Below are 24,667 nucleotides of genomic sequence, written 5' to 3'. Positions count from 1 at the left end.
TCAATAAACCTGTTAATTCATCACTTATTCTTCATGACGGGCAAGGGCAACTGAGTTGTCCACTTGATTTGCTCCATGGCGAAGTTTGAGGTGACGTCGGTTAATGCGGTGGCACTGATTAATCGTTTATAAAATTTGTCGTAGGCTGGAATGTCTTTGACCAGCACACGAAGTAAGTAATCGTATTCCCCTGCCATACGGTAAAACTCCACCACTTCAGGGAATTCCGCCACAACGCGAGCAAACTCATCGGCCCAGTTAGCATCATGCTGATTGGTTTTGACTTGAACAAAAACCGATACGCCAAGGCCAAGTTTGTCCGCGTCTAATAGAGCGACACGACGCTTGATATATCCTGCGTTTTCCAGCTTTTGCACCCGTCGCCAACAAGGGGTTTTAGACAGTCCGACTTGCTGCGCCATGGCTTCGGTAGAAATACTATCATCACTTTGAATTAAGGCAAGTAGTTGCAAATCTATCTCATCTAAGTGCATTCCGTTCTCTTTTTTATTGATTAATTAGGATAATATTTCTAATTGTCGTGTTTTTTTTCATCATCTGCAATCACGTTCTTTTAGAGTATTGGATAGTGGAATTCTGTTTCTTTTATTTGGCGTAAAAAAGTGCCTTGTAAACACAATTTAATTAATGAAAAAGTAAATTGAGATGCGGTTAGGTGTAAAAAAAATGTAAGAAGAGGCGCTTGATGGAATGTTTTTAAACCTTAGTAGTCTCAAGAATGCGTTAAAAATGTACTAGGGATTTTCTATTTAAGGATAGGTATGAAAAAGATTTACGTAGTGGGTTTAACTTTGTTGTCAGGTATCGCTTCTGCGGCTGATCAAGATGCGGTGTCTGATGAGGTTATTCTAAAACAGCGCCAAGCATTAAAAGAAAGCTCAATAGGGCGAGATGTTGGGCCACAATCGCCACGGGATATAGATAGGATCTTTGGATGCAACCTTCAAACCTTCGCACAAGCGCCAACATCGAATAAGATGAACCTATGTAATATTCATTTTCACAAAAATGCTGAGCATAAAGGAGGCGAGTTTACAAAATACGTAGGTAACGGCGATGGTAAAGGTTATCAAACGGGTTATCGTTATTCGGGGCAGCTCAGTAAAGCCGAGCTAGCACCACGCAAAGGTGGTGCGGTGTGCAGAAGTCAATACAGTGAAGTGGATTCTGGTGACACGATAGAAGTGCATTATGTGTATTCCACGGCAAAGGTAAAACCGGGTGCGACACTAGGGGCTTGCTTGATTAAAGGTGAGCCAATGCCACAGCTGCGTGTAGAGACACAAGTTTATGTCGTAGTGAATGATGAGCAAGCATTGGATTTTGAAGCCTTAACGGCTCATGATGTTCGCAATGGTCGTTTTCAAGCCGTTGCCATTCCTAACGATACAGGGAACCCTGTTACTTATGCGGGCTCTACAACAGGCCCTGCTTACAATGAGGTGGCGTCACCTTTCCAAGTCACCTGGAATGTGCGTCCCAAAGTTGCCAAGGTGAGCATTGACTCGTTAGGTAGCTGGTGTGACAGCGATAATGTCTACCAAGAAGGTCATGCCCATGGTGTGCGGAACTTGGTAACCAATCCAGATTTGCTTTCTGAAATAAATTAGTCGCATATTAGAAAAAATAAAGAGACGGTGCTAGCAAGCATTGTCTCTTGTTTTTTTTCTATTCACCTTCGTTCGCTGGTTCCAACGTATCCGCAGTCTTATTTTTCAATTTATGTATGAGCTGATGAACGTCTTCTTTGATCATTAAGAGCACAGGAATGAGTATTAGGGTAATGACGGTCGCAAACATGATGCCGTAGGCGAGGGATACGGCAGCAGGGATGAGCATTTGCGCTTGTCTTGAGGTTTCCCACAAAATCGGAATTAAGCCCGCGAAAGTCGTAAATGACGTCAGTAATACAGCGCGCAAGCGACTCCGACAGGCGAGGCTGATGGCCTTTTTGACGTGGCTGGTTTCATGACGAAGGTCGTTGAAGCGAGACACTAGAAGTAGGCTGTCATTGACCACCACACCGCTGAGCGCGAGGATGCCGTTCAATGAGAAAATCCCCAACGCTAGGTTGTTCATCCAGTGTCCAAGGAGTGCTCCGATGATGCCAAATGGTATTGCCATCATGATAATCAGCGGCTGCGAGTAGGATTTTAACGGTATAGCCAATAGACCATAAATGATCAACAGGGCAATCAGGAACATTTCCGACATAGAAGATTGTGTCTTCTCCCTTTGTTCTGCTTCTCCTGAAAAGTAAATGGAAACACCAGCAAACTGGCGCAGCATTTGCGGCACCACGGCGTTTTGCAAATATTCAACCACCTCAGTAGAGGACATGATGTCTTTGTCTACCTCCGCTGAGAGGTATTGGGACCGTTTGCCATCAATGCGAATAATACGCGTCTCGGCGTCTTCTTGGGACAGTGTAGCGACGGTAGATAAAGGGACGCGAGTGCCGTCAGCTAAGACGACTTTTGTGTTTAGCACGGCGGCAGGCGATTCCTTTTGTTCGCTTGGGTAGCCTAAGCGCACTTCCACTTCTGAATTGTCCCGCTGGTATTTTTGTACCACTTGCCCATCAAAATTACGCGCGACTTGTGTTGCGAGTTCATTAGAAGACAAGCCCAGTAGTCGACCTTGATCCGTCAGTGTAAGGGTAAGGCGCGATTCGGTTGGTTCGTTATTTTGCTCGATACCCGTTACCGCAGGTAGGGTATTCAGTTGTCTTAATAGCTCTTCCATGGCGCCATTTAACACACTGGTGTCGTTGCCACGAAGTTCCACTTTTAAGGCATCCACGGTTTCACGGGCGCTGCGAATTCTGAGATTTTTTACACCTTCTGGCATACCAGACAGTTGCTGCCATTTACTGGCGAATTGCGCAGAAGTGTAAGGTCGATTATCGTCAAGCTCGATCCGAATATCACCAGACTGATCATCACTGGCGGTGACTTGAATATTCTTGATGGCTACCTCACCTTTTGGTGATACTGCAGAGGCAGCGTTATTTTCTCGTAGACTGGCACTGACAGACGTTCGTTCTGTTTGGCTTTCTTCATCATTGGTGATAGGGCGACGGCGTTCGCTGGTTTCACTACGCAATGCAATATCGGCTTGATAGGCCTTTTCTTCCAACTCTAATAAGACCTTGTTGGTTTGTCCGTAGCTGACATCGTTATACATGGTGAGTGAGCCACGCACAGTGTCCCCCGGAATTTGTGGGAAGAAACTCATGCGTATCGCGCCCGTAAACGGCATGGATATAACCAATACGAAGACAGCGACAAATAAAAGACAAATCGCGTATCTGTGGTGCAGCGAGAAGTCTATCGTCGGGCGATACACGCGTTCACTAAACCATTGCAAACCAAAATCGGCGCCTTGTTGAACCATGGCCCAGGCTTTGGAGAGCGGATTGGTACGAGTCGACTTTTGGGTATTGATATGGGCAAGGTGAGCCGGCAGGATAAGCTTTGATTCAATCACCGAGAGAATAAGGCAAATAGCCACAACGGTGGCAAATTGCGAGTACAACTGACCTAAACGACCTTCTATGTTGGATAACGCCCAGAATGCTGCAACCGTGGTAAATACACCAAAGAGGGTGGGTATCGCTACTGTCATGGTGCCTTTTATGGTATTGCCAATGGTGTCACCTTCTTTAGAGCGAACGGTATAAACGCTTTCACCCACGACAACGGCATCGTCTACCACGATTCCCAGTGCCATTATAAAGCCAAATGTAGTAAACATGTTCAGCGTTAAGCCAATGCTTTCGGTGCCCATAAAAAATAGGGTGCCAAAAAAGATAAAGGGCAAGCCCATGGCCACCCAAAAAGCGACAGTCACGTTGAGAAAAATGGCCAGTAAGATAAAAACCAATAACACGCCTGTAATGGCGTTTTCTATCATTAACTCTAGACGTTGATTTATGGACTCACTGCGATCATACCAGGTACCCAATTTGACATTGGCGGGCAGTCGTCCATTGTCTTGCCAATCTTGAATCACCGCTTTAGCGCCGAGTACGGAATTAGATATGTCACTGGTGCCTGTGGTGAGGACTTGAATCGCGAGGCTATTTTCGCGATTGAAACGGGACAAGACAAAGTCATCGTCATCAAAGGTATCGCGTATGTTGGCGATGTCGCCAAGCAATAGCTTTCCACCTTTGTCGTTGGTAATGATCGGGATGCGGGCAAATTCACTTTTTATATAGGCTTGTTCGGATGCACTGATCGTCAAATAAATATGTTCATCGCGTAGCGTTGCCACTTGTGCCGGGGAGGACTCTGCATTAATGGCTGTGGCAATATCGGACAAGGTGAGTCCGTAGGATTCCAGTTTGTTTTTATCAATATCTATCTTGATGGTGGGATCTAACCAACCTGATATCGAGGTGGCACTGATGTTTTCATTGGCCAGTAAATCGGATTCCAGTTCGTCCGTCAGTTTTTGTAACGTGCGTCGATCAACATCGCCATAGAGTTGAATCCAAATGGAATGTTCCTCTCGTGTGGCTTTGGTGACAACGGCTGGATCGGCTTCATCGGGAAATGATGAAATTTGGTCGACTTTGTCTTTGACGTCTGCCAGCAAGATATCGATATCGTAGCCATCAAGCATTTCGATGCTGGTGCTGGTGGCACTGGCGGTCGACGAGGTGGTGATGTTTTTAATACCAGAAACCCCTTGCAGGGCTTGTTCTAAAGGGATGGCAATGCCTTCTTCGTTCTCTTTGGCAGACCCTGTGTCATTACTAACGGAAATGGCCACGCGGTTTGGTGTCAAACTAGGGAAGGCTTCCTTGTTTAAGGAACCCATGTTTAGAACCCCCAAACTAATGACCAAAATAAGCAATAGATTGGCTGCCACTGGGTTGTTGGCAAACCACGGAATAATGCCTTTAGGTTGATCCATTGGGCTCATGGTTGAACACTCTTATTGGTTTGGCCGGACGTGTTAAGTGTTTTGACTAATGTGCCTTTTAAATAGCTATTGTAAGGCTGGGCAAGTACTTCATAGGTTTTGTTGCGCATGGTGTCAGGTACTTGAATATAAACGTATTTAGAGTCCACAAAACGGGGTGTGGTTTCAAAAGCCGCCAGCCGGCTGTTTTCATCCACATACCAGATTTCGCTCTTTTGGCTTAGGGCAGTGTTAGGAAGACGCCATAAATTATCGAGACGTTTGCCTTGAATCGACACCTCAACAAACGCGCCAGGAATAAGCGGTGGTGTGTGTTGCAGAGGGTTCTCAAGGCTGATGGTCAGGCTGCGCATCCTTGTCGTTTCATCGATGTGTTGGTTGATGCTTAAGACCTTACCTTGCCATGTTTCGCTGCTATCGATGCTGGCTATCAAAACAGGCCAGTTTTCCAATAATATGCTGCTATTCGGCAGCTTCAGCCAATCACTGTTTGATAGGTCTAGTTGAATTTCGGCTCTGTCTGTACTGTACAAGGTGCCTATTTCACTGCCTGCGCTAAGGTAAGAGCCAGGGGAGACATTACGTGCAATGATCAAAGCATCAAAAGGCGCGATGACGGTTGTGTAGGCTAACTTAGTTTGTGCATTGTTCAGAGCGGCTTTTGCGGCTTCCACTTCGCTTTTGGCGGCAGCCAGTTGCGGCGCTCTTAACACCAAATCTGAGTCTGGCTCACCTCTAAAACCAGCGGCTTGCCATTCGGCTTTGGCTTGCTCACCTTGGCGCATTTCTTCTTTGAATGCGAGTTCAGCGGCGGCTAATGTATTTTTCGCGCTGGCGACGGAGCTGTTGAGTTCACTGTTTTGTAGTTGCCCTAGAACATGGCCTTTTTTAATGACTTGGCCGGATTCAAACTGGCTGGAAAGACGAATGACTTCACCGCTTACTTGGCTGGTCATGGTGAGTGAATATCTTGGCTTGACTAAACCTGATGCCGTAATAGTTGCCGCATAGCTGCCTGTCGTCGTAGTCAGGGTCGAAAGCTCTATCGCTTGCTCTGGCGCCGCTGGACGTGGTGTTTGTATTCTATTTTTTTGGGCTTCCATAGCATGAGTCACGTAAAAATATACCCCAGCAATGGCGATGCTAGCCAGCAGTAAGGTGATCCACTGAGAAAAGTACTTCATTCCGATTTTACTCCAAGCCCAAGTGCGAGCCCTAAATCGACTCTGTTAGATAAGTGTTGGTAAATTAAATTGTCCAATTGCGCTTCTAAATCAAAGGTGGTTTCTTGGACGTTGATCAAATCGTTTAATTCAACGAGGCCAGTACGATATTTTTTCTCATACTGATTGAGGTTTTTTTGCGAGCTGGCAAGAGCGTCCTGTATATGGCGCACTTGTTGAGACAAAACGCGTTCTTGTCCTAGGGTATTTTCGACTTCGTTGACTGCTGTTAACAGCGTGTCACGGTAATCTTGATAGGCTTGGGCGGTTTGCAGTTTGGCAATTTCCGCCGCGGCTTTTAATCGTCCTCCTTGATAAAGCGGCTGAGTAATTTGCCCCAATAAAGACCAAATAGGTGAGCCAAACAACGCTGCTCTTGGCGATGCCGCTGTTTCGCTTAATGTGGCACTTAAGCTAATACTGGGCAACATGTCTTTGTAGGCAACAGAGGTGTTCAAATCAGCGGCTTCGATGGCTAGGTAGGCGGCTTTTAAATCCGGTCTGCGCTGTAAGTTTTGTTTTGGTAAGTCACTGAGAGTGAGATTGACAGCAGGGTAGTGGTCATTCGTAACAAAATGAACAGGGTCAGAATGGCCTAAATAAAGTTGTAAGTTACGTATTTCGATCGCTAAATTTTCTTGGTATTCCACTAGGTCCGCTTTTGATTGGGAGGCGGATGTGCGCGCTTCATCCAGCGCTTCTAAATCCCCTAGGCCATTTCTGAAGCGCTTTAAAATGAGTTTTTCATTGGCTTCTAATAGCGCGAGGCGCTTTTCTTCGATGGCAATAGCGTGTTGTTTTGCGGTAATAGCAAGCCAAGATTTTATGACATTAGCGACTAACGTGTCTCGGCTGGCTTGAAAAAGCGCTTCGTCACTGGCGAGAGTCTTGGCTGATGCTTGTTCTGACAGAGCAAGTTTTTGCCATAAGTCGGCTTCCCAACTGATACTCAGATCGGCATTATAATTGGTGTTACCGCCTTCGGCTCTATTGCCAGAAAGACCGGCCTCAACACTGGGAAGTGACTCCCCTTGCTGGCTCTTTAAGCTCCATAAACTGGCTTGTAGAGTCAGTTGTGTTTTTTGCAAACTGGGATTGGCTTGCAGAGCCTGTTGAATCAACGCTTCTAGTTGTGGGTCTTGGATTAAATCGGTTAAGTAACTGGCGGGTGCGATTTGGTCCATTGTTTGCCACTGAGACGATTTGGACTCACCGACCGCATCGAGGTCTTCTTGTGCCAAATTGGCGTAGTTTTCGCGTGTCTGCGTATGACTGCAGGCGACCAGTGCCATGCTTAGGCAAAGCAAGCCTATTATGTTCAAGCAAGATCGAGTGATCATTTACATTCCTAGTGTCAAGAAAGCCAAGTCAATAACATTATGCTCTGAGTGTAATATTTGGTGAGCAAGTTATTGGATTATTGCGTTTTTACATCAAGGCTTTAAGTCTATTTGCGTTTCTTTACAAGACGATGTGGCAAAATGAGGCTCGGCTATTGAGTTTATACTTGTTTACTACGCAAAAGCAGGTGGATTGGTTCACCCGACTTTTGCTCGTAACTCAACGCCCTGTAAAATCGTTGCTAACGTTTTGACGGCCCACTCGCGTTTTTCAGGGCTTTGTTCGCTAAAGTTGAGTCGGAAGCAATTACGATATTTACCTGTGGCTGAAAAGAGTGGGCCGGGAGCAAAGCCGACGCCTTCTTCGCGGCATTGCTCCACCAGCTTCATGCTGTCAATGTTGGTGTGGAGCTCTACCCATAAAATAAAACTGCCATCGGGAAAGCTGACTCTGGTATCACTGGGGAGGTAGGTTTTTATCGCACGAAGTAAGTGATCGCGCTGTTGTTCGTAATGTTGTCTCATTTGGCGTAAGTGTTTGGCGTAACCGCCTAGACGGATGAATTTTGCAATGGCGAGTTGGGGAAGCACCGGACACATGGAGCTGCTAACGTATTTTATGTGAGTGACCTTATCTCGGTAGCGCCCAGGGGCGATCCAACCTACACGCATGCCAGGGGCGATGGTTTTTGAGAAAGACGAGCACAGTAAGACGCGACCATCGGTATCAAAAGATTTGATGGTTCTTGGCCGCGGAAATTGATAGGAAATATCACCATAAATATCGTCTTCTATGATGGCGATATCGTAGCTTTGCGCGAGTCGATAGAGTTGCTCTTTTTTGTCATCCGGCATGGTGTACCCCATCGGGTTATTGCATGTGGGGGTAACAAAAATGGCTTTGATAGGCCATTGATCCAGAGCCAATTCCAGTGCTTCTAAACTGATGCCCGTTTCGGGGTGTGTCGGAATTTCCATGGCTTTTAGGTTGGCCGCTTTAATGGCTTGCATGGAACCGTAAAAACTGGGCGATTCAATCGCGATAATATCACCGGGTTTGGTAACCGCTCTTAGGCAAACCGACAAGGCTTCCTGACAGCCCGATGTGACCACCAAATCATCCGGATGCAATTGACAGCCAGAAGCAACGGTAAGCCGACAAAGTTGCGTACGTAATTCTTCTGTGCCACGAATGTCGGCATAACCCAAGCCGAGCTCCGGTTTTTGTTTGGCAAGATCCGCTAAGGTTTTCAGCAAGGGCTTTAATGTTGGCGCTGTCATGTCTGGCATCGCGTGCTGTAACTGTACGCCTTTGTGGTTGCTGCGAATCATCAGCATATTGAGTACTTCTTCCCACTGCGACACTTCCAAAGGACGCTGTGGTGGCCTAGAAACGCTCGGTAGGCTGTCTTTTTTACGACTACAGACAAAGTAACCCGATTTAGGTCGAGCCTCGACAAGAGCGTCTTGTTCAAGTTGTCGATAGGCTTCTTGTACGGTGGAGATGCTAACCCCATGCTCTTGAGCCAACTGTCTGACCGAGGGCAGTTTGTCGCCTGGTTTATAAAAACCATGCTGTATGTGCTCTCGTAAGCGGTTGGCTAGGTTTTGGTAGAGTGTCATGGTGGATTCCTTTTCGAGGACGTAACGAAGGCTGAAATATAATTTGATTGTAGGTCTTTTTCTGTATGGATTTAACCATACAGATCTCGGTTTATTTAGCCATACAGACGATACAAACCGTCTTCTGTGTGTTTGATTCGGTGATTTTCTGAATCTGTATTGCGTTGTCTACTTCTTTTAAAGTAATTACTCATACACATAGCACTGCTGAATACCAACAGTGTGCTTTAATAAGGAGAGGGTTATGTTCGTCGTCAGTGTATTGGTTTGCATTCAACAGAGCGCACTGCGTTTTAAAACACGTAAAAAATTGGCGTCTATAACCGCGTTGCAGATGAAGGATATCGGCATGACGAAGGAGCGCCAACAAGCGGAATTATCACAAGCGACCCTTATTGGTTTTGTGGGAGATTTGCTGACTTTCATAAAAAATAAAGGACGAATATTATGATCGATGTGTCTTTTTTCTTTGCGCTCGCCATGTTTGCTTTTGTAACTTCTGTGACGCCTGGTCCAAATAATATTATGTTGTTAGCGTCTGGGGCACAGTTTGGTTTTCGTCGAACCTTGCCACATATGTTAGGCATTGTGTTAGGTGTCGCGACCTTATTATTGTCTACCTTGCTTGGCCTTGGCGCGCTATTTACTTTATATCCACCTCTATACAGTGTATTAAAATGGGTCGGTTGTGCGTATTTATTGTGGCTGGCGTGGAAAATTGCTAACGCGCCAGTTGGCAATTTAGAGGCAAAAAAAGCCTCATCTTCTCCCATGTCTTGGTGGCAGGCGTTGCTTTTCCAATACGTTAACCCTAAGGCTTGGATGATGGCGATAGGCTGTGTTAGTACTTTCTCTATTGCTGGCGATCTGTACGCTCAGTCTGGTTTGTGGATGATTGTTTTGTTTGCTGTTGTGGGTTTTCCCTCCATCGCTATGTGGGCTTGGGCTGGCGTGAGTATTCGTCGCTGGTTAACAGATCAAAAACGTCAGCGCCTGTTTAATCTCTGTATGGGCATTGCCACAGCGTCTACCTTGCTGCTGATCATTGCTCAGTAAAGGCTTAAAAAGGAGTATTGAAGTGACAGAAGAGCGAAACGATAACCGCGTTTTAAAAGACAGTGAGTGGAGTCTTTATATGATAAAGACGCGCTTAAATACGCTTTATACGGGTATCAGCACTGACGTAGATCGCCGTTTCAAAGAACACTCAGGTGTCAGTAAGCGGGCGGCTCGCTATCTCAAAGGTAAGGGACCATTAGAGTTGGTATGGCAGCAACCTGTTGGTTCGAAAAGTGACGCACTGATACTTGAATACCAAGTGAAAAAACTCAACAGACGGCAAAAACAGAGCCTTATTGACGGTGGAATAGAGTTGGTTTCTTTGCTGGATTAATGGCAATCAATAAGCTTGTTTTTGTGGCGAATCATTCGTAGCATGACATTTACTTATTGATAATGAAAAGGATGGTAAGGGAGCTATGATTAGTCACTTTGATCATATTGTTTTGACCGTCGCTAACATAGATAGGGCAGTCTCTTTTTATGAAACGGTTTTAAACATGGAGCCTATTACCTTTGGCGAAGGTCGAAAAGCCGTGCGTTTTGGTCAACAAAAAATCAATTTTCAATTGCTTGGACAAGAGTTACGCAACCACGCTATGGAAGGGGCGGGTGATGTCTGCCTGATTACGAATTGGACAATAGATAAGGTAGTTGCCCATTTAAAAGCATGTAAAGTTATTATTTTGGAAGGCCCAGTGACAAAATCTGGGGCTCTGGGGCCTATCCAATCTGTGTATTTTAATGATCCAGACAATAACCTAATTGAAGTCAGTGTATATGAAAAAAGCCGAACTGCTTTTTAGTGGAGACTATTTTATAGTGATAATAATTCTTTACTAATCTTATTAAGAAGGCAACCTTACATTGAGTTTTAAAGCCAAAAAATGATTTGGGGTTAGCATGACTTCATTTGATAATTTGAGATATGTAAAAAAACAGCTTGGTGAAAAATAATGACTCTTGTGTAGAGCAAAGTGAGTACCTTTAAATCAGCCTTATTGCGGCTTAATTTGTTTTGAGAGTGTCGTGGATAACCCCGTGATCATGTAATCAATACGTCTCATTTTCCGAGTGAACGGAAACTGAAGTGGAGCCGTCGAAGGCGGTGTCGATGTTGAAGGTGATGGGGCGGCAGCAGACTTGACAATCTTCTATGTATTCTTGGCTTTCATCTAGTACTTCGATTACGACGTCGATGCTTTCGCCGCAGTAAGGGCATGAAATGTCGGTTTCCATTAGCTCGCTCATTTTTACCTCTCATCTCACTTTAAGTGTTTAAAAATTACCGATACTTTAATCATAGATGATAATTAGTCTGCTAGCTTGCGGGTTGACTCCTTTATTTGTATACCTTTTTTATGAAAATCCACATTTTTATCGATCTGCTTTCACGCTCTTTGTGCCACACTGTTATGATTTGAGTTTCAAAGGTGAGGTGCTGTCATGATGAATTCTATTAAATATTTATCGGTTTTAGCGTTGCCAGCGTTGTTGTTTGGCTGTTCTTCTGGATCCCATGTGGTCACTGGGCAGCAGATGCCTGAACTTGAAGTTGAGCAAGTGACGATATTCGAACAAGCGCCAGCGTTTGATTATAAAGTCGTTGGCACGGTGAAGGCTTCTAGTGATAACGGCTTTACGGAAGATTCTAGAAAAGAGAAGGCCACTCAAGAGTTAAAAGAGCAAGCGGCTAAAATAGGTGCGAATGGGGTGATTTTAGATGAAGTCACACAGTTGTCTTTTAGGCGTTTGGGAACGGGTGTTGGTATTAGTGCCGGTAGTGGCGGCGGGATAGGAACCTCTATTGGTTCGAGCTTTTCGTTCCCAACAACAGAGGCCAAAGGAACGGCAATTTATTACGAGACTGAGTTAACAAAATAACTCGGCGTTTATAAATGTTGTCATGAGTTTTTTAAATGCTTGCGATAATATTTTGTTGTTACTCTCTGACTACATAAACGGATACACTTGCGCTTAGTGAGTGGGAAAAACTGATTGAGAGAGCGTTATGTCAGAGTTTGAAGAAAAGGCAAAAGGTCGTCTTACGACAAGAACCGTGGCTATGCCCGGCGACACGAATCCAGCGGGTGATATTTTTGGTGGTTGGGTGGTATCGCAAATGGATATCGCGGCGGGCATATGTGCAGGTCAGCGTGCTCAGTCTCGGGTAGTGACGGTCGCGCTTGATGGTATGAGTTTTATTCGCCCAGTAAAAGTGGGGGATATTTTAGGGGTGTATACCCGAGTAGAGTCGGTTGGTCGTACATCAATGAATATTCTTGTGGAGGCTTGGGTTCGCCGTGGGCGCATTGGACGACGAGAAAAAGTCACAGAAGGGATGTTTAAGTTTGTGGCGATAGACGAAACTGGGCGGTCGACGCCGATTCCAAAAGAAGAAGATCTACCCGATTACGTATTGCATGGTTTTGACGATCATTGATTGTTCTGCCTCTTTGAAGGCACTTGTTGAGTCGAGTGCTGTTCTTTGATGGCAAGTTGAATGCAAAAAAAAAAGCGCTTACCGAAGTGAGCGCTTTTTTTATGTTGGTACCAGTAGGCGGACTCGAACCGCCACACCCGAAGGCAACGGATTTTGAATCCGTCGTGTCTACCAATTCCACCACACTGGCCTTGAAAAAGGTGAAGCGTATTCTATGGTTTTTTAGTTAGGTGTCAATCATTTAAAAGAAAAAAATACGTTTAATTTGCAATTAATTAATTTATTGATCGGACGACGTCATCAGCCCATAGCATGGCGTCTAAAAAGGCTCTGTTGAGTGTTGTTCTTTCGGCCGGTGTCATTGACTGGATTTTGTTCCAGTCTTGCTCTTCACAGCTTAATGTTTGTTTAAGATAACCGCCAAGTTCTCCCGATTGTTTGAGGATGGCAGCGAGTAAGCTTTTATCTAAAGCAATCTGTTCTAACACAATGGATTTTTCTAAGTTGAACACGGCGTCTATGCCAGACATCATTCCAACCATAAAAGCAGAATCAGCAAGAGTTGATTGTTTACTTTCTGCTAATAATTGGCAGCAACGCCCGCGGGTTAATAAGATTTTGAGCAGTGATTGCGGTTGTTTTGTGGATGAGGTGATGGTGATCAGTAGTGCCCATTTTTTTAACTGCACCAAGCCCAAAAAGATAATGGCTTCTCTGATGGAGGTGACGGTTTTAGATACGCCACAAACCGGGCTGTTAAGAATGCGCAGCAATTGATAGGACAGCTTGGGATTTTTGGCGACTAAGTCGGTGATCGCTTCAATACTGATGTCTTTGTTCTGCAAGGCATTAACCAACTCGATTGCGCCGTGCGTGGCCGAATCGATTCTTTTGCCCTTGATAAGCTCGGGGCGTTGTAAAAAATAGCCTTGGAACAAATCAAAACCGAGCTGCTTGCAGAGCTCAAACATGGCGGCATTTTCTACTTTTTCAGCCAGTAAAATAAGGCCTCTCGATTTTAACTCTTTAATTTGCTCTATGTGCTCGCTGGGTGGTGTAAGAAGCACATCTATTTTCACGATGGATACCCAGGGGAGCAGTGCCTGATAGTTTTCATCAAATTGGTAATCGTCGAGGGCGAAGCGATAGCCCGCAGCTCGCCAATTTTTTAAGGCAGTAAAAAATTCAGGGGTCAGTTTTTGGCTCTCAAGGATTTCAATGTAAACGGTGTCTGGATCGATAGGAAAAAAAGCGTCAGACAACATAAGTTCGGTTGTCATATTAATAAAAAAAGGTTTTCTGAGCTGAGATTCCAGTTTGGTGATGCCGATGCAAAGATTGACCAACACTTGGCTTGTCGCTTCTTCACCGTCAGAGATGTTGGCGTTTAGGGAGTCTTTTCCACGGAATAGTAGCTCATACCCAAAAATTTCTTTTGTTCTTTTGAGTATCGGCTGTTGGGCCATCATTAAATCGTCTAAGACCGTTGGAAATTCGATCATTGCGCTTCTCTTATTATTGAAGTTGAGTTTGAAACGGTTGCTCTCATGTAGTTAGAACAAGGAGTTATAAAAACACAAAAAGGCGGATCATCACAATGATGAAAGTGTTCGATTTTGTGTTGATTGGGGAAAAATATCCGATTAGAGCTTCGTAAAAAGGTTGACAGTATTAGCAAGCGCCCATAAAATCCTCGCCAGTTTTTAGGGGCTATAGCTCAGCTGGGAGAGCGCTTGCATGGCATGCAAGAGGTCAGCGGTTCGATCCCGCTTAGCTCCACCACTTATTGCTAAATAAGTGATCTATAAAAACATCACCCAGGACACACTGTCCACTTACGCTACGCGTTTTGTGGGGCTATAGCTCAGCTGGGAGAGCGCTTGCATGGCATGCAAGAGGTCAGCGGTTCGATCCCGCTTAGCTCCACCATATATTCATTTTAGTTTTTCCCTCATACATGCATCTAGTTTGGCATTGGCCATTTATCGCCATTAAACTAGCAAAGTGATTTACACGAGACCTATACCGATACCCCGCCCACAATGAAATCTATATTTTTAGGGCTACTAATACTTAATAGCGACAGAGTATGAAGGGTAATGTCCATATTTGATAAATATAGACATGGAGTGATAGCTTGAAATGAAAAGCTCATGGGGTTAAATAACATGAATATTAGTTTTACCGATAAACAAGAAGCTTACATTTCTGCGCAAATTCAAAGCGGTGATTTTCAAAATGCCAGCGAAGTGGTGCGCGATGCATTGCGCCTGCATCAAATCTACCGTCATCGCATAATAGAAGAACTACGCGCAGAAATAGCCAAAGGTTGGGACGGTGAAGCTAGCCCGAATAAAGTGCAGGATATTCTTAATGCCAAGCTAGAAGAAAAGCGCTTTTAATGACTTCTTCGGTGTCAAGCTATGAACTGTCGCCAGAAGCGGCGTAAGACTTGAGTGATATTTTTGATTATAGCGATACTGAGTTTAGACTCGATCAGGTCGTTCGGTATTTAAAAGATTTAGAACACTGCTTTATCCAGCTATGTGACAACCCCAGCATCGGGCGTGAACGCACCGAAATCCGCGCAGAGTTTTATAGCTTTGTCAGTCAATCCCATGTGGTGTTTTATCGCGTTATGACTAATCGCTTAAGAATTGTCCGTGTCTTACATGGTAGCCGTGATCTACCTAGGCATTTTTGAGTCAAGCTTTTCAGTAAAGTGTCCTTTAGTATTTTTTCCCACTGTGTTAACGCTTGGAATAATGAGGATTCGTCTTTTCGGTCACCTCTAACACCTAATCTGTCGTCTCTTCACTTTTTAAATTATTCAGTCCTTCTTTTTTATCGCTTCCAAGGTTAGGCTTATTAGTCTTTTATTGAGCTGCTTTCTAACGCGTAGGATTCTTGCATGTTTCAACTTTACACAAGTAACCGTCTAGAGGATTTGGCCGTGTTGCTTGCGAAGATTTTGGCTGTTTCGCCGCCAGTAAATCCGTTTGATGATGAGCATATATTGGTACAAAACCCCGGTATGGCGCAGTGGCTGAAGATGTTTTTGGCCGAGTCTCATTCTATTGCGGCGGGTTTGGTGTTTCCTTTGCCTTCTACCTTTGTTTGGCAAACCTTTGCGCAAACGTTAGACGATATTCCGGCGCAAAGTGAATTTAATAAGCCTTTCTTGGTATGGCGTTTAATGCGCTTGCTGGACACTCGCTTACACGAACCCGAATTCCAAGCGCTGAGTTGGTATTTGGAAGAAGACGATACACAAATTCGACGCTTCCAGTTATGCAGCAGCATTGCCGATATTTATGACCAATATCTGGTGTATCGCCCTGATTGGATTAAGAGTTGGGAGGGTGGCGAAGCACAAGACCCCAAGCTAAAAGCCATCTTTGAGCAGCAACCTTGGCAGGCTATTTTATGGCGCGATCTGGTGGCCGATGTCAGTCAACAAGGAACTTCCTTGTATCATCGGGGGAATCTTATTGAAGCTTTACACGACGCTACGCTATCGTCTGCGCGCCCAGCGGGTGTTCCTGAGCGAATTTTTATTTTTGGTGTGTCTTCCTTGCCGCCAAATACGCTGGAGTCTCTGCGTGTGTTGGCCGCTTCTGGCTGGATTGATGTGCATCTATTTTTGCAGAACCCTTGTCGTTTTTATTGGGGTGATGTGGTCGATAAACATTATTTGGGCCGAGAAATAAAACGCCAAACCCTCAAGCCAGGTTTGAGTACGGATACCTTGCATCTGGATGCCAATCCGCTGTTGGCAAGTTGGGGGCGTTTGGGTCGAGACTACATTGCTCAGCTGCAAGAGATGGCCGACAACGAGCTGGAAGTGTTCGAAGATTATCGTAGTGGGCAATCGACTGGGTTACTGCAATGGGTTCAGCAAGATGTATTGACCCTAGAAAACCATGGCTCGAAACAAGAAAGAGACGCCAGTATTGCCAATGCGGAATATCGTCACGCTATCGCAGTGGGTGATCAAAGTATTCGTGTGCATCGTTGTCACAGCCCATTGCGGGAAGTGGAAGTCTTGCATGATCAGCTGTTGCAAATGTTCGAGAGCGATCCGAGCTTAACGCCAAAAGACATCATCGTCATGTTACCGGACGTCAACACCTACAGCCCGTTTGTGAAGGCGATTTTTGGGGGTGAAAAAAAGAGCGGTGCTGTTAAAGGCAGTGCTCAGGGCAGAAAACAGATTCCCTTTGCCTTGATTGACCAATCTGGCGGCATGGAAAACCCGATTGTCGATGCCTATTTGTATTTGCTTGGTTTGGGCGAAAGTCGTTTCACCTTGTCAGAATTGATCAGCGTATTAGAAGTGCCTGCGGTGTTGGCGCGTTTTGAATTAACCGCCGACGAGTTAGAGCGTATTCGACAATGGTCGACAGAAGTCGGTATTCGTTGGGGGTTGGATGGCAACACGGCTCAACAGCATGATTTGCCCATACAAGAATCTCATACTTGGCTGAATGGCGTGCGCCGCATGTTATTGGGTTATGCCATGGGGCATGATCACATCTGGGAAGGTACGTTAAGTTACGGCGATGTGGAAGGTTTAGAAGCCTCGGTGGCCGGTAAGCTCGCTGAGTTTTTGGTCGCCATTAACGATGCACAAGCCAAGTTAATGGAATCCCTTACGCCGAAAGAATGGATTTCGACCTTGTATTATTTGGCGGAACGCTTCTTTTTGGTGGACGAAGACGATGCCTTTCAGGTGCTGCTGAGTAAGCAGCTTGATGCGTTAACGCTGCAGTGGCAGCAAGCGTATTTTGATGCGCCATTGGATCAGCAAGTAATCCGTCAGTTGCTATCGCCATTGTTGCAAGAGTCCCAAGGCGGACAGCGTTTCCTAGCGGGGCGAGTCAACTTTTGCACCTTGATGCCCATGCGCTCGGTGCCGTTTAAAGTCATTTGTGTGTTGGGTTTAAACGAAGGTGATTATCCTCGCAGTGTTGCGCCAATGGGCTTTGATTTGATGGTCGGGCAATATCGCAGCGGCGATCGAAGCCGACGAGAAGACGACAAATACTTGTTTCTCGAAGCCTTAATGTCAGCGCGAGATTGTTTCTATATCAGTTATGTGGGTCGCAGTATTCAAGATAACAGCGAAAAGAATGCGTCTATTTTAGTCAGTGAGTTGTTGGAATACATGGGGCAGAGTTGTGTGTTTGACGGTGACCAAACATTGGCGCCAGACGAGGCGCAGAAAGCCTTGTTAGAGCGACTGATTCTTGAGCATCCGTTGCAGCCTTTTAATGCCGCTTATTACGTTCAATCGCAACAATCGGCCGTTCAGTTTGATAAACGCTTATACAGCTATGACGATCAATGGTTACCGGCGTTATTAAGTGTTCCGGTGGACAATGAGCCACAAGCGTTTCTTCCACTGGATGGTTTAGAGCAGCCAAGATTGGAGCTGGCTCTTGATGAGTTGTCGCGTTTTATTGGGCATCCGGCGCGTTACTTTACTCAGCGCCGATTAAAAGCCTATTTGAGCTTGCCAGAAGAGGAAGAAAAAGAGGACGAGCCATTCGCATTAGATGGCTTGGCGGGCTATCAATTGCGTGAAGGCTTGCTACAAGCCATGCTAAAAGACGATGAAGATTCGTTTGTTGAGCGTTTGTCCTTAACGGGGGCCTTGCCTTACGGCGCGTTAGGGCGTTTGTCTTTGCAGCAGAGTCGTGGTCAATGTCGTCAGTTGTTGTCTGTGTTACAGGGCTATGCGTTGGAGGAATGTGCGCCTATCGAAGTAAATTTAACCCTTGGTAGTCTTGTTTTGCAGGCGTGGTTGGATTTACCAACAGCAACGACGCGTTTGTCTTATCGCATTGGGGACTTATCCGCTCATCAAAAAATGCAGGCGTGGATCGAGCATTTGGCCTTGTGCGCCCAAGGTACGCCAAGGCAGCATCATCTTATTAATTTGAGTAAAACAGGTAAGCTGTTGCAGCACAGTTTTATCTTGCTTCAGCCGAACGAGGCCAAAGAGCATTTGAGCAGTATGTTGGCGTTGTTACAGCAAGGCTTGTGTCAGCCAATTGCCTTGCCCGCGAAAAGTGCTGACGCATGGTGCAAAAGTTATTGTGCGAGCAAAACGCAAGAAGACCCTGATATCGCTTGGGAGCAAGCGTTGAAACAGTATCAAGACAACAGCAGTGCCTTTACTCGTAGCGAGGTCGACGATGCTTATTGGCAGCGTTATTTCCCCGATTTACCGTCGCAAAAAGCTCAGTTTGTCGCTTTGTGTGAGCAAATTTGGTTGCCTATGCATCGTCATTTGGAGGAGATGGAATGAGTCTTTCTAACGAGTCCGTTTCTGTTAATCAGCTTGCCGTTAATGCAGAAGCCTTGAATATGATTCCTGAGCCGCTCAACGCATTAACCTTCCCGTTGTTTGGCAAACGGCTAATCGAAGCCAGTGCCGGCACAGGGAAAACCTACACCATTGCCAACTTGTATCTGCGTTTGCTGGTGCCGAGTGGGCCGTCTTTATCTGGGAATAGCGGTGATTTAGATAAACCGCTCACAGTGGATCAGATCTTGGTGGTGACCTTTACCGAGGCCGCCACCGCCGAGCTAAAAGCACGGATTCGTGGGCGCATCCGAGCCGCGCGAAAAGCTTTATTGCAAGGCGAAAGCAGAGATGTCTTTCTGGCTGACTGGCTGGCGCAAATGTCAGACGATCAGCGCGCGGGCGCCATTGAAAAACTGCTGTATGCTGAGAAGCAAATGGACGAAGCGGCGGTGTTTACCATTCATGGCTTTTGTCAGCGTATGCTGAGTCAAAACGCCTTTGAAAGTCGCATGTTGTTCCAGCAAACCATTGAGACCGACGAATTGGCGCCCTTGTCTATGGCGGTGAAGGACGTTTGGCGCAGCGTGTTTTATCCAATGGACGACACCAAGGCGGCTTTGATTCAGCCTATTTGGTCGAATCCTGACGCCTTGCTGAAAGATTTGTACTTATTGAATAACCAGCCTGACGCCAAAATCGCGGTGCCCGATTACGATTGGGAAAGTGCCCTAAGTCAGGCGCAACAAACCATGGCCGCGGTGCGTGCCATGTGGCTGAGTCAATCGCATGATATTGTTGAGGCCCTTGAGCGCAGTGGTATAAAACGCACGTTTTGGCGCAAAGATCCATCGAAAGACATCGACGCCATGACGCAGTGGGCGAATTCAACCCGTTTTGAACTGGACAAAAGCCTCGAAAAATTTGATACCCATGAACACGCCAGTCGACTGAGTAAAGGCGGTGACTTGCCGGCTCACGCATTCTTTGGCTTGGTGCAAAACTTGCGTGAAAGCTTCCCTGACGCGGGGCGCTTAAAAGCGGTCTTACTGACTCAGCTGTGGCAGCAAACCCAAGAACGCATGAAACGCTGGAAGCGCAGCACACAATCACTCACTTTTACCGATTTGCTCACGTCTCTCGATGTGGCGCTAACGAAAGACGAAGCGGGCAAGTTGGCAGAGCGCATTCGCCACCTTTATCCGATTGCTTTAATCGACGAATTTCAAGACACAGATGCGGTGCAATATCGGATTTTCTCTACCATTTATGCCCCAGCGACGGTAGATCAAAATACGCTTGGCTTGATCATGATCGGTGATCCAAAACAGGCGATATATGCCTTTCGTGGCGCGGATATTTACACCTATTTGGCGGCTAAAAAACGTGTCGACAGTGTGTATTCCTTGGCGACCAATTACCGGTCTTCTGCGGCCATGATTCAGGCGGTCAATGGACTTTTTACTACCCAAACGGAACCCTTTCGCGTCACCGGGATTCCTTTTATTGAGGTGCAAGATCGTGGTGTTGCCAGTGGCTTTACTCGACAAGGGCAAACGCAAGCGGCGCTGCAGTTTTTGTATCAAGCCAGTGATGAGCCCGTGTCAGCAAAAGACTATCGGCAAACGATGGCGCAATCTTGTGCCGCGCATCTTCATCAACTGTTACTGGAAGGACAGCAGGGTTCTGCGCTGATCGAAGGACAGGGCGTGCGACCAAAAGATATTGCCTTGTTGGTGACCAATTTTAGTCAAGCCAATGCGTTAAAAGACGCCTTACGTCAGCGCGGTATCGCCAGTGTGTATCTCAGTGACAAGGGCTCGGTGTTTGAAACCGTTGAGGCGCGCGAGCTACTGATTGTGCTGACAGCGATATTATCCAATGGGCAAGAAAGTAAATTGCGTTCGGCCTTGGCAACCAGCTTGGTTGATTGGTCGTTGGAAGATTTGGATACGCTCAATCACGACGACGTGGTGTATGAAAAATGGGGACAAGCTTTCCGTGATTATCTAGAAATCTGGGACAAGCAAGGCTTATTGCCTATGTTAAGAGAGTTTATGCAAGACGTGTCACTGGCGGCGAATATGCTCAGCCATACTGGTGGCGAACGTCGCTTAACCGACTTTCTGCATTTGACCGAAAAGCTACAGCAAAAGTCCTTAGAGTTGGATTCCAAAGAAGGCGTTTTACGTTATCTCAGGTTGGCGATTCAAGCGCCGAATGGCAACAGCGATGAGCAAAAGATTCGCCTTGAAACCGATGCGGAGTTGGTGCGGATTGTCACCATTCACAAAAGTAAGGGCTTGGAATATCCGATAGTGTATTTGCCGTTTGCGTTTACGCCGTATCGAGATCAAGACAAGTCGGCTTTATACCACGATGCGCAACAGCAATTGTGGATCGCCATTGACCCTGATGAAGCGCAGACCGAGCAGCACAAAGAAGAGTTGTATGCGGCCGAAATTCGTTTGGCTTATGTGGCATTAACGCGCTCCAAAGAAGCGTGCTTTATCGGTGCCATGGAGGTAGGAAAAGGGGCGAATAAAACTCGTGGTGCGGTATCTGAGGTGCATCTTAGTGGTGTGGGTGCCTTGATTGGCGAAGGCGAGTCGCTTGAGGCTGGTGATTTGTACCCAAGTATCGAAGGCCTTTGTGGGCGTTATCAGCATGGTCAAATGCAGTTGTTGGATTTACCTAATGAGCCTCCGAGCTTACCACGATTCAAAATGGCGCAAGCCGACTTAGTTGAACCCCGTGCGCGAGATTTTACTGGGCGTGTCGAGCGAGACTGGTGGGTGGGAAGTTATTCTTCGCTCGTAGTGGAAGACAAAGAGCATCACGATGAAAGCGTACCAGGCTTGGATGAGATGGCGCGTTTTGTCGATCCTTTATTGGATGAAACGGACGTGTCTGACCCCGTGCTTGAGCCGCAAAAGAGTCGCTTTACTTTTCCCAAAGGCGCCAAGCCTGGCACTTTCTTGCATGATACGCTGGAAGGCAAAGCCCTGCATGATGTGTCTGCTAATCCGAGCTTTAACGACTTATTAAAAACCAGTCACCATAAGCGCATGATCGATTTTTACGAGCGTCAGGGCTTTGGCGAATGGCAAGACGTATTGAGCGAATGGTTGCCCGATATGATTAATACCGAGTTAATGACGGGAATGAGTTTGGGGCGTTTGGCGCCCTCGGTTTGTCGCAAAGAAATGGAGTTTTTTATTCCGGTGACCGGCATGAATGCCTTGCAGTTGGACCGCATTTCTCGTGAACACGATGAGGTATCGCGTATTGCGCCGATGATCCAAGATCGTCCATTAAAAGGCATGTTAAAAGGCTTTATCGATTTATTGTTCGAATACCAAGGCCGTTATTATGTGCTGGATTATAAGTCCAATTACTTGGGGGATAACCTGGCTGATTACGAGCCAGAGAGATTAGTTCATGCTATTGCCGAGCACAGATACGATTTGCAGTACCAGCTTTATACCTTAGCCTTACATCGTTTGTTGAAGCAGCGTTTGCCGAATTATGACTATGAAAAACACATGGGCGGCGTGGTGTATTTGTTTTTGCGTGGCATGCGAGTAGGGCAGCAAACGGGTGTTTTTCAAAACCGTTTAACGCTTGAGCATGTGACTGCGCTCGATAAGCTGTTTAGTGGCAAGGCTCAGAGTGATAAATCCATGGGTAGCAAATCGAATGATGAGGTAGTGCAATATGGACTTTTCTAATCAACTAGGTTTGCTCGACTCTCTTGATGAAAAAGCGCGTGAAGAAAATCCATCTGCTACGACGCCATTTAGTTTGTCTGCTTGGCAATCTAAAGGGGTTTTACGAGCCATTGATCGTCAGTGGATTGAGCAGCTGGCGCAACATGCCAAAGAAGGCAATTCAGAGGTAAATAAGAGCGCTGTGTATATCGCCGGAGCCTTATGCAGCGCGTACCTTGGGGCTGGCCATATTTGTATCGATCTAGCGAATATTTGGCAAAGACCACCAGAAGGCATTGATTTAGAAGAATTAAGAGCGGCATTGGAAAAGAGCGGTGTGAAGAGCGTGTCGGCTTGGTGCCAAGTCTTGCAGACAAGTTGTCTGGTTTCGTCGGCAGACAGTGTGGTTGAACGCCCTATGGTGTTGGCGGGCACGCGTTTGTATTTGTATCGTTATTTCCAATATGAGCAACAAGTGCTGACGTATCTCAAGGGGCAATTTACTGTGGCGCCTTTTGCTGTGGATGCGGCGTTATTGGCAACGCTGTTTCCCAATAAAGCCGACGCGGTAGATTGGCAAAAAGTGGCCGTCGCCAATGCGGCAAGTTTGCCTTTTTCGGTGATCAGTGGCGGCCCGGGAACGGGAAAGACAACCACTGTGACTCGTCTTTTGGCGTTGCTAGTGGCTCAGTCGCTGGTCGAAGGTAAGGTGTTGCGTATTGAGTTAGCCGCGCCAACTGGCAAAGCCGCGGCGCGTCTAACGGAATCCATTTCAAAAGCCAAAGCGGGTTTGCCATTAAGTGATGACGTTAAGCTTGCCATTCCAGAGCAAGCGAGTACTTTGCATCGCTTGTTAGGAAGTGATTTTGGCCGCAGTCGTTTTAAGCACAATAAAGCAAACCCCTTGCATTTGGATGTGTTGCTGGTGGACGAAGTGTCCATGGTGGATTTGCCAATGATGGCGAAATTGATTGATGCTATGCCGCCTCAGGCGCGACTGATTTTGCTGGGCGACAAAGATCAGCTGGCTTCGGTAGAAGCGGGCAGTGTACTGGGGGATTTATCCTATGGCATCGAAGAGGTTTACTTCCAACCAGAATGGGCTGAGCGACTGAGCCGTCTTACTGGAGAAAACCTTGCGCCGTTTGGCAATGCGTCAGCGCCGCCCATAAGCCGAGCCTTGACCTTGCTAAGAACCAGCTATCGCTTTGATGCCAATAGTGGCATTGGATACTTGGCAAAAGCCATGAACGCTGGGGACAGCCAAGCGGTATTGCGTTGCTTGCAGTCTAATAACACGGATGTTGAATGGCGAACGCCAGAAGAAGGACAGACCAAGGCCGATATTGCGACTCTCGCCAAAGGGTATGATGATTATTGGGAAGCGGTGCGTCAGAACCTTGATATTGCCAAACTTTATGAGGTGTTTTCACGTTACCAGATTCTGACGGCGGTTCGCCAAGGGGAGTTTGGTGTCGAGAAGGTGAATGCTCAGTTGGAGCAGTATTTCTATCAGCGGGGACGAGTAAAAGACCCCCATGTTTGGTATCCGGGGAAAGCTGTGATGCTAACCCGAAATGATGCGGCATTGGGCTTGTTTAATGGCGATATTGGTCTTTGTATGCCTGATGAGTTTCAGCGTCTTCGAGTATGGTTTATGCAGCCTGATGGTTCTTTTACTGGCTTGCTGCCGAGTCGTTTGAGTGAGTTTGAAGTGGTCTTTGCCATGACAGTGCATAAATCTCAAGGGTCAGAGTTTGATCATGTGGCTTTGTTATTGCCTATGACGCCTTCGCCAGTATTAACCAAAGAGTTGCTTTATACCGGTATTACTCGGGCGAAGAGATCCTTTGCGTTATGGGGATCGAGCGGCTTAATTCGTAGTGCAACGAGTGCTCGTATTGAACGTTATTCAGGCCTTATTGATGAGCTTTGGCATTGATATTTTACTATTCGGCTCCACTATCTGCTGAAGATGTAAAAAAGCTTGTAAAACATCAGATTAA

19 protein-coding genes and 3 tRNA genes are annotated in these 24,667 nt (G+C 46.3%); 14 read left to right on the top strand and 8 right to left on the bottom strand.

Annotated elements, in window-relative coordinates; genetic code table 11:
* Nucleotides 1–20 precede the first annotated feature (20 nt).
* Entirely contained in the window at nucleotides 21–494 is a 474-nt protein-coding gene (locus tag DK187_RS05375; protein ID WP_111606309.1) for an Lrp/AsnC family transcriptional regulator, read from the bottom strand.
* Nucleotides 495–782: 288 nt separating this feature from the next.
* On the opposite strand from DK187_RS05375, the gene DK187_RS05370 reads away from it, so the two are divergent.
* Nucleotides 783–1,631: a delta-class carbonic anhydrase gene (locus tag DK187_RS05370; RefSeq protein ID WP_111606308.1), complete on the top strand. Its 849-nt coding sequence runs from the start codon at nucleotides 783–785 to the stop codon at nucleotides 1,629–1,631.
* 58 nt (nucleotides 1,632–1,689) lie between these two features.
* On the opposite strand, the gene DK187_RS05365 is transcribed toward DK187_RS05370, so the two are convergent.
* The 4 genes from DK187_RS05365 to DK187_RS05350 all read right to left on the bottom strand — a co-directional run bounded on the left by DK187_RS05365 (nucleotide 1,690) and on the right by DK187_RS05350 (nucleotide 9,139).
* A complete protein-coding gene (locus DK187_RS05365; protein WP_111606307.1) occupies nucleotides 1,690–4,953 on the bottom strand; it encodes an efflux RND transporter permease subunit in 3,264 nt (1,087 codons plus the stop codon).
* Entirely contained in the window at nucleotides 4,950–6,137 is a 1,188-nt protein-coding gene (locus DK187_RS05360) for an efflux RND transporter periplasmic adaptor subunit (RefSeq protein WP_111606306.1), read from the bottom strand. Before DK187_RS05360 ends, DK187_RS05365 begins: the two co-directional genes overlap by 4 nt.
* Nucleotides 6,134–7,516 (bottom strand): TolC family protein, encoded by a 1,383-nt coding sequence (locus DK187_RS05355; RefSeq protein WP_111606305.1) that lies wholly within the window; start codon nucleotides 7,514–7,516, stop codon nucleotides 6,134–6,136. Before DK187_RS05355 ends, DK187_RS05360 begins: the two co-directional genes overlap by 4 nt.
* 198 nt (nucleotides 7,517–7,714) lie before the next feature.
* Nucleotides 7,715–9,139: an aminotransferase-like domain-containing protein gene (locus tag DK187_RS05350; protein ID WP_111606304.1), complete on the bottom strand. Its 1,425-nt coding sequence runs from the start codon at nucleotides 9,137–9,139 to the stop codon at nucleotides 7,715–7,717.
* A gap of 244 nt (nucleotides 9,140–9,383) precedes the next feature.
* Here DK187_RS05350 and DK187_RS05345 point away from each other — a divergent pair, with 244 nt between their 5' ends.
* The 4 genes from DK187_RS05345 to DK187_RS05330 all read left to right on the top strand — a co-directional run bounded on the left by DK187_RS05345 (nucleotide 9,384) and on the right by DK187_RS05330 (nucleotide 11,004).
* The gene (locus DK187_RS05345; protein ID WP_111606303.1) at nucleotides 9,384–9,590 is read left to right on the top strand and encodes a hypothetical protein; all 207 of its coding nucleotides are present in this window, start codon (nucleotides 9,384–9,386) and stop codon (nucleotides 9,588–9,590) included.
* A complete protein-coding gene (locus DK187_RS05340) occupies nucleotides 9,587–10,195 on the top strand; it encodes a LysE family translocator (protein WP_111606302.1) in 609 nt (202 codons plus the stop codon). The genes DK187_RS05345 and DK187_RS05340 overlap by 4 nt, the downstream gene beginning before the upstream one ends.
* Before the next feature lie 22 nt (nucleotides 10,196–10,217).
* Nucleotides 10,218–10,532 carry a GIY-YIG nuclease family protein gene (locus DK187_RS05335; protein ID WP_111606301.1) on the top strand — a complete coding sequence of 105 codons (315 nt, stop codon included), beginning with the start codon at nucleotides 10,218–10,220 and terminating at the stop codon, nucleotides 10,530–10,532.
* Between the two features lie 85 nt (nucleotides 10,533–10,617).
* On the top strand, nucleotides 10,618–11,004 hold the full coding sequence (locus tag DK187_RS05330; RefSeq protein ID WP_111606300.1) for a VOC family protein: 387 nt from the start codon (nucleotides 10,618–10,620) through the stop codon (nucleotides 11,002–11,004).
* A 247-nt stretch (nucleotides 11,005–11,251) separates the two neighbouring features.
* Here the strand turns inward: DK187_RS05330 and DK187_RS05325 are convergent, their stop codons facing one another.
* Complete coding sequence (locus tag DK187_RS05325; RefSeq protein WP_223232323.1) at nucleotides 11,252–11,437, bottom strand: CPXCG motif-containing cysteine-rich protein; 186 nt, start codon at nucleotides 11,435–11,437, stop codon at nucleotides 11,252–11,254.
* A gap of 207 nt (nucleotides 11,438–11,644) precedes the next feature.
* On the opposite strand from DK187_RS05325, the gene DK187_RS05320 reads away from it, so the two are divergent.
* Nucleotides 11,645–12,082 carry a DUF4156 domain-containing protein gene (locus DK187_RS05320; RefSeq protein ID WP_111606298.1) on the top strand — a complete coding sequence of 146 codons (438 nt, stop codon included), beginning with the start codon at nucleotides 11,645–11,647 and terminating at the stop codon, nucleotides 12,080–12,082.
* 127 nt (nucleotides 12,083–12,209) lie between these two features.
* Nucleotides 12,210–12,641 (top strand): acyl-CoA thioesterase, encoded by a 432-nt coding sequence (locus DK187_RS05315; protein WP_111606297.1) that lies wholly within the window; start codon nucleotides 12,210–12,212, stop codon nucleotides 12,639–12,641.
* A 105-nt stretch (nucleotides 12,642–12,746) separates the two neighbouring features.
* Here DK187_RS05315 and DK187_RS05310 read toward each other — a convergent pair.
* Together DK187_RS05310 and DK187_RS05305 are read right to left on the bottom strand one after the other, a co-directional pair.
* Nucleotides 12,747–12,831 (bottom strand) — tRNA-Leu (locus DK187_RS05310).
* A gap of 85 nt (nucleotides 12,832–12,916) precedes the next feature.
* Nucleotides 12,917–14,143 (bottom strand): EAL and HDOD domain-containing protein, encoded by a 1,227-nt coding sequence (locus DK187_RS05305; RefSeq protein ID WP_111606296.1) that lies wholly within the window; start codon nucleotides 14,141–14,143, stop codon nucleotides 12,917–12,919.
* 204 nt (nucleotides 14,144–14,347) lie between these two features.
* Between DK187_RS05305 and DK187_RS05300 the strand changes: the two genes are divergently transcribed.
* From DK187_RS05300 to recD, 7 genes are all read left to right on the top strand, one after another.
* Nucleotides 14,348–14,423: transfer RNA gene (locus DK187_RS05300), tRNA-Ala, on the top strand.
* Nucleotides 14,424–14,494: 71 nt separating this feature from the next.
* Nucleotides 14,495–14,570 (top strand) — tRNA-Ala (locus DK187_RS05295).
* A gap of 239 nt (nucleotides 14,571–14,809) precedes the next feature.
* Complete coding sequence (locus DK187_RS05290; protein ID WP_111606376.1) at nucleotides 14,810–15,043, top strand: type II toxin-antitoxin system ParD family antitoxin; 234 nt, start codon at nucleotides 14,810–14,812, stop codon at nucleotides 15,041–15,043.
* 50 nt (nucleotides 15,044–15,093) lie between these two features.
* A complete protein-coding gene (locus DK187_RS05285; RefSeq protein WP_111606295.1) occupies nucleotides 15,094–15,345 on the top strand; it encodes a type II toxin-antitoxin system RelE/ParE family toxin in 252 nt (83 codons plus the stop codon).
* Nucleotides 15,346–15,552: 207 nt separating this feature from the next.
* Nucleotides 15,553–18,954, top strand: a complete 3,402-nt coding sequence (gene recC / locus DK187_RS05280) for an exodeoxyribonuclease V subunit gamma (protein ID WP_111606294.1) — start codon at nucleotides 15,553–15,555, stop codon at nucleotides 18,952–18,954.
* Nucleotides 18,951–22,682, top strand: a complete 3,732-nt coding sequence (gene recB / locus DK187_RS05275; RefSeq protein WP_111606293.1) for an exodeoxyribonuclease V subunit beta — start codon at nucleotides 18,951–18,953, stop codon at nucleotides 22,680–22,682. The genes recC and recB overlap by 4 nt, the downstream gene beginning before the upstream one ends.
* Nucleotides 22,669–24,603, top strand: a complete 1,935-nt coding sequence (gene recD, locus DK187_RS05270; RefSeq protein ID WP_111606292.1) for an exodeoxyribonuclease V subunit alpha — start codon at nucleotides 22,669–22,671, stop codon at nucleotides 24,601–24,603. The genes recB and recD overlap by 14 nt, the downstream gene beginning before the upstream one ends.
* Nucleotides 24,604–24,667 lie beyond the last annotated feature (64 nt).

The organism is Marinomonas arctica, from assembly GCF_003259225.1.
GTDB classification, from domain to species: domain Bacteria; phylum Pseudomonadota; class Gammaproteobacteria; order Pseudomonadales; family Marinomonadaceae; genus Marinomonas; species Marinomonas arctica.
This window is presented reverse-complemented; position numbering and strand designations above follow the sequence as displayed.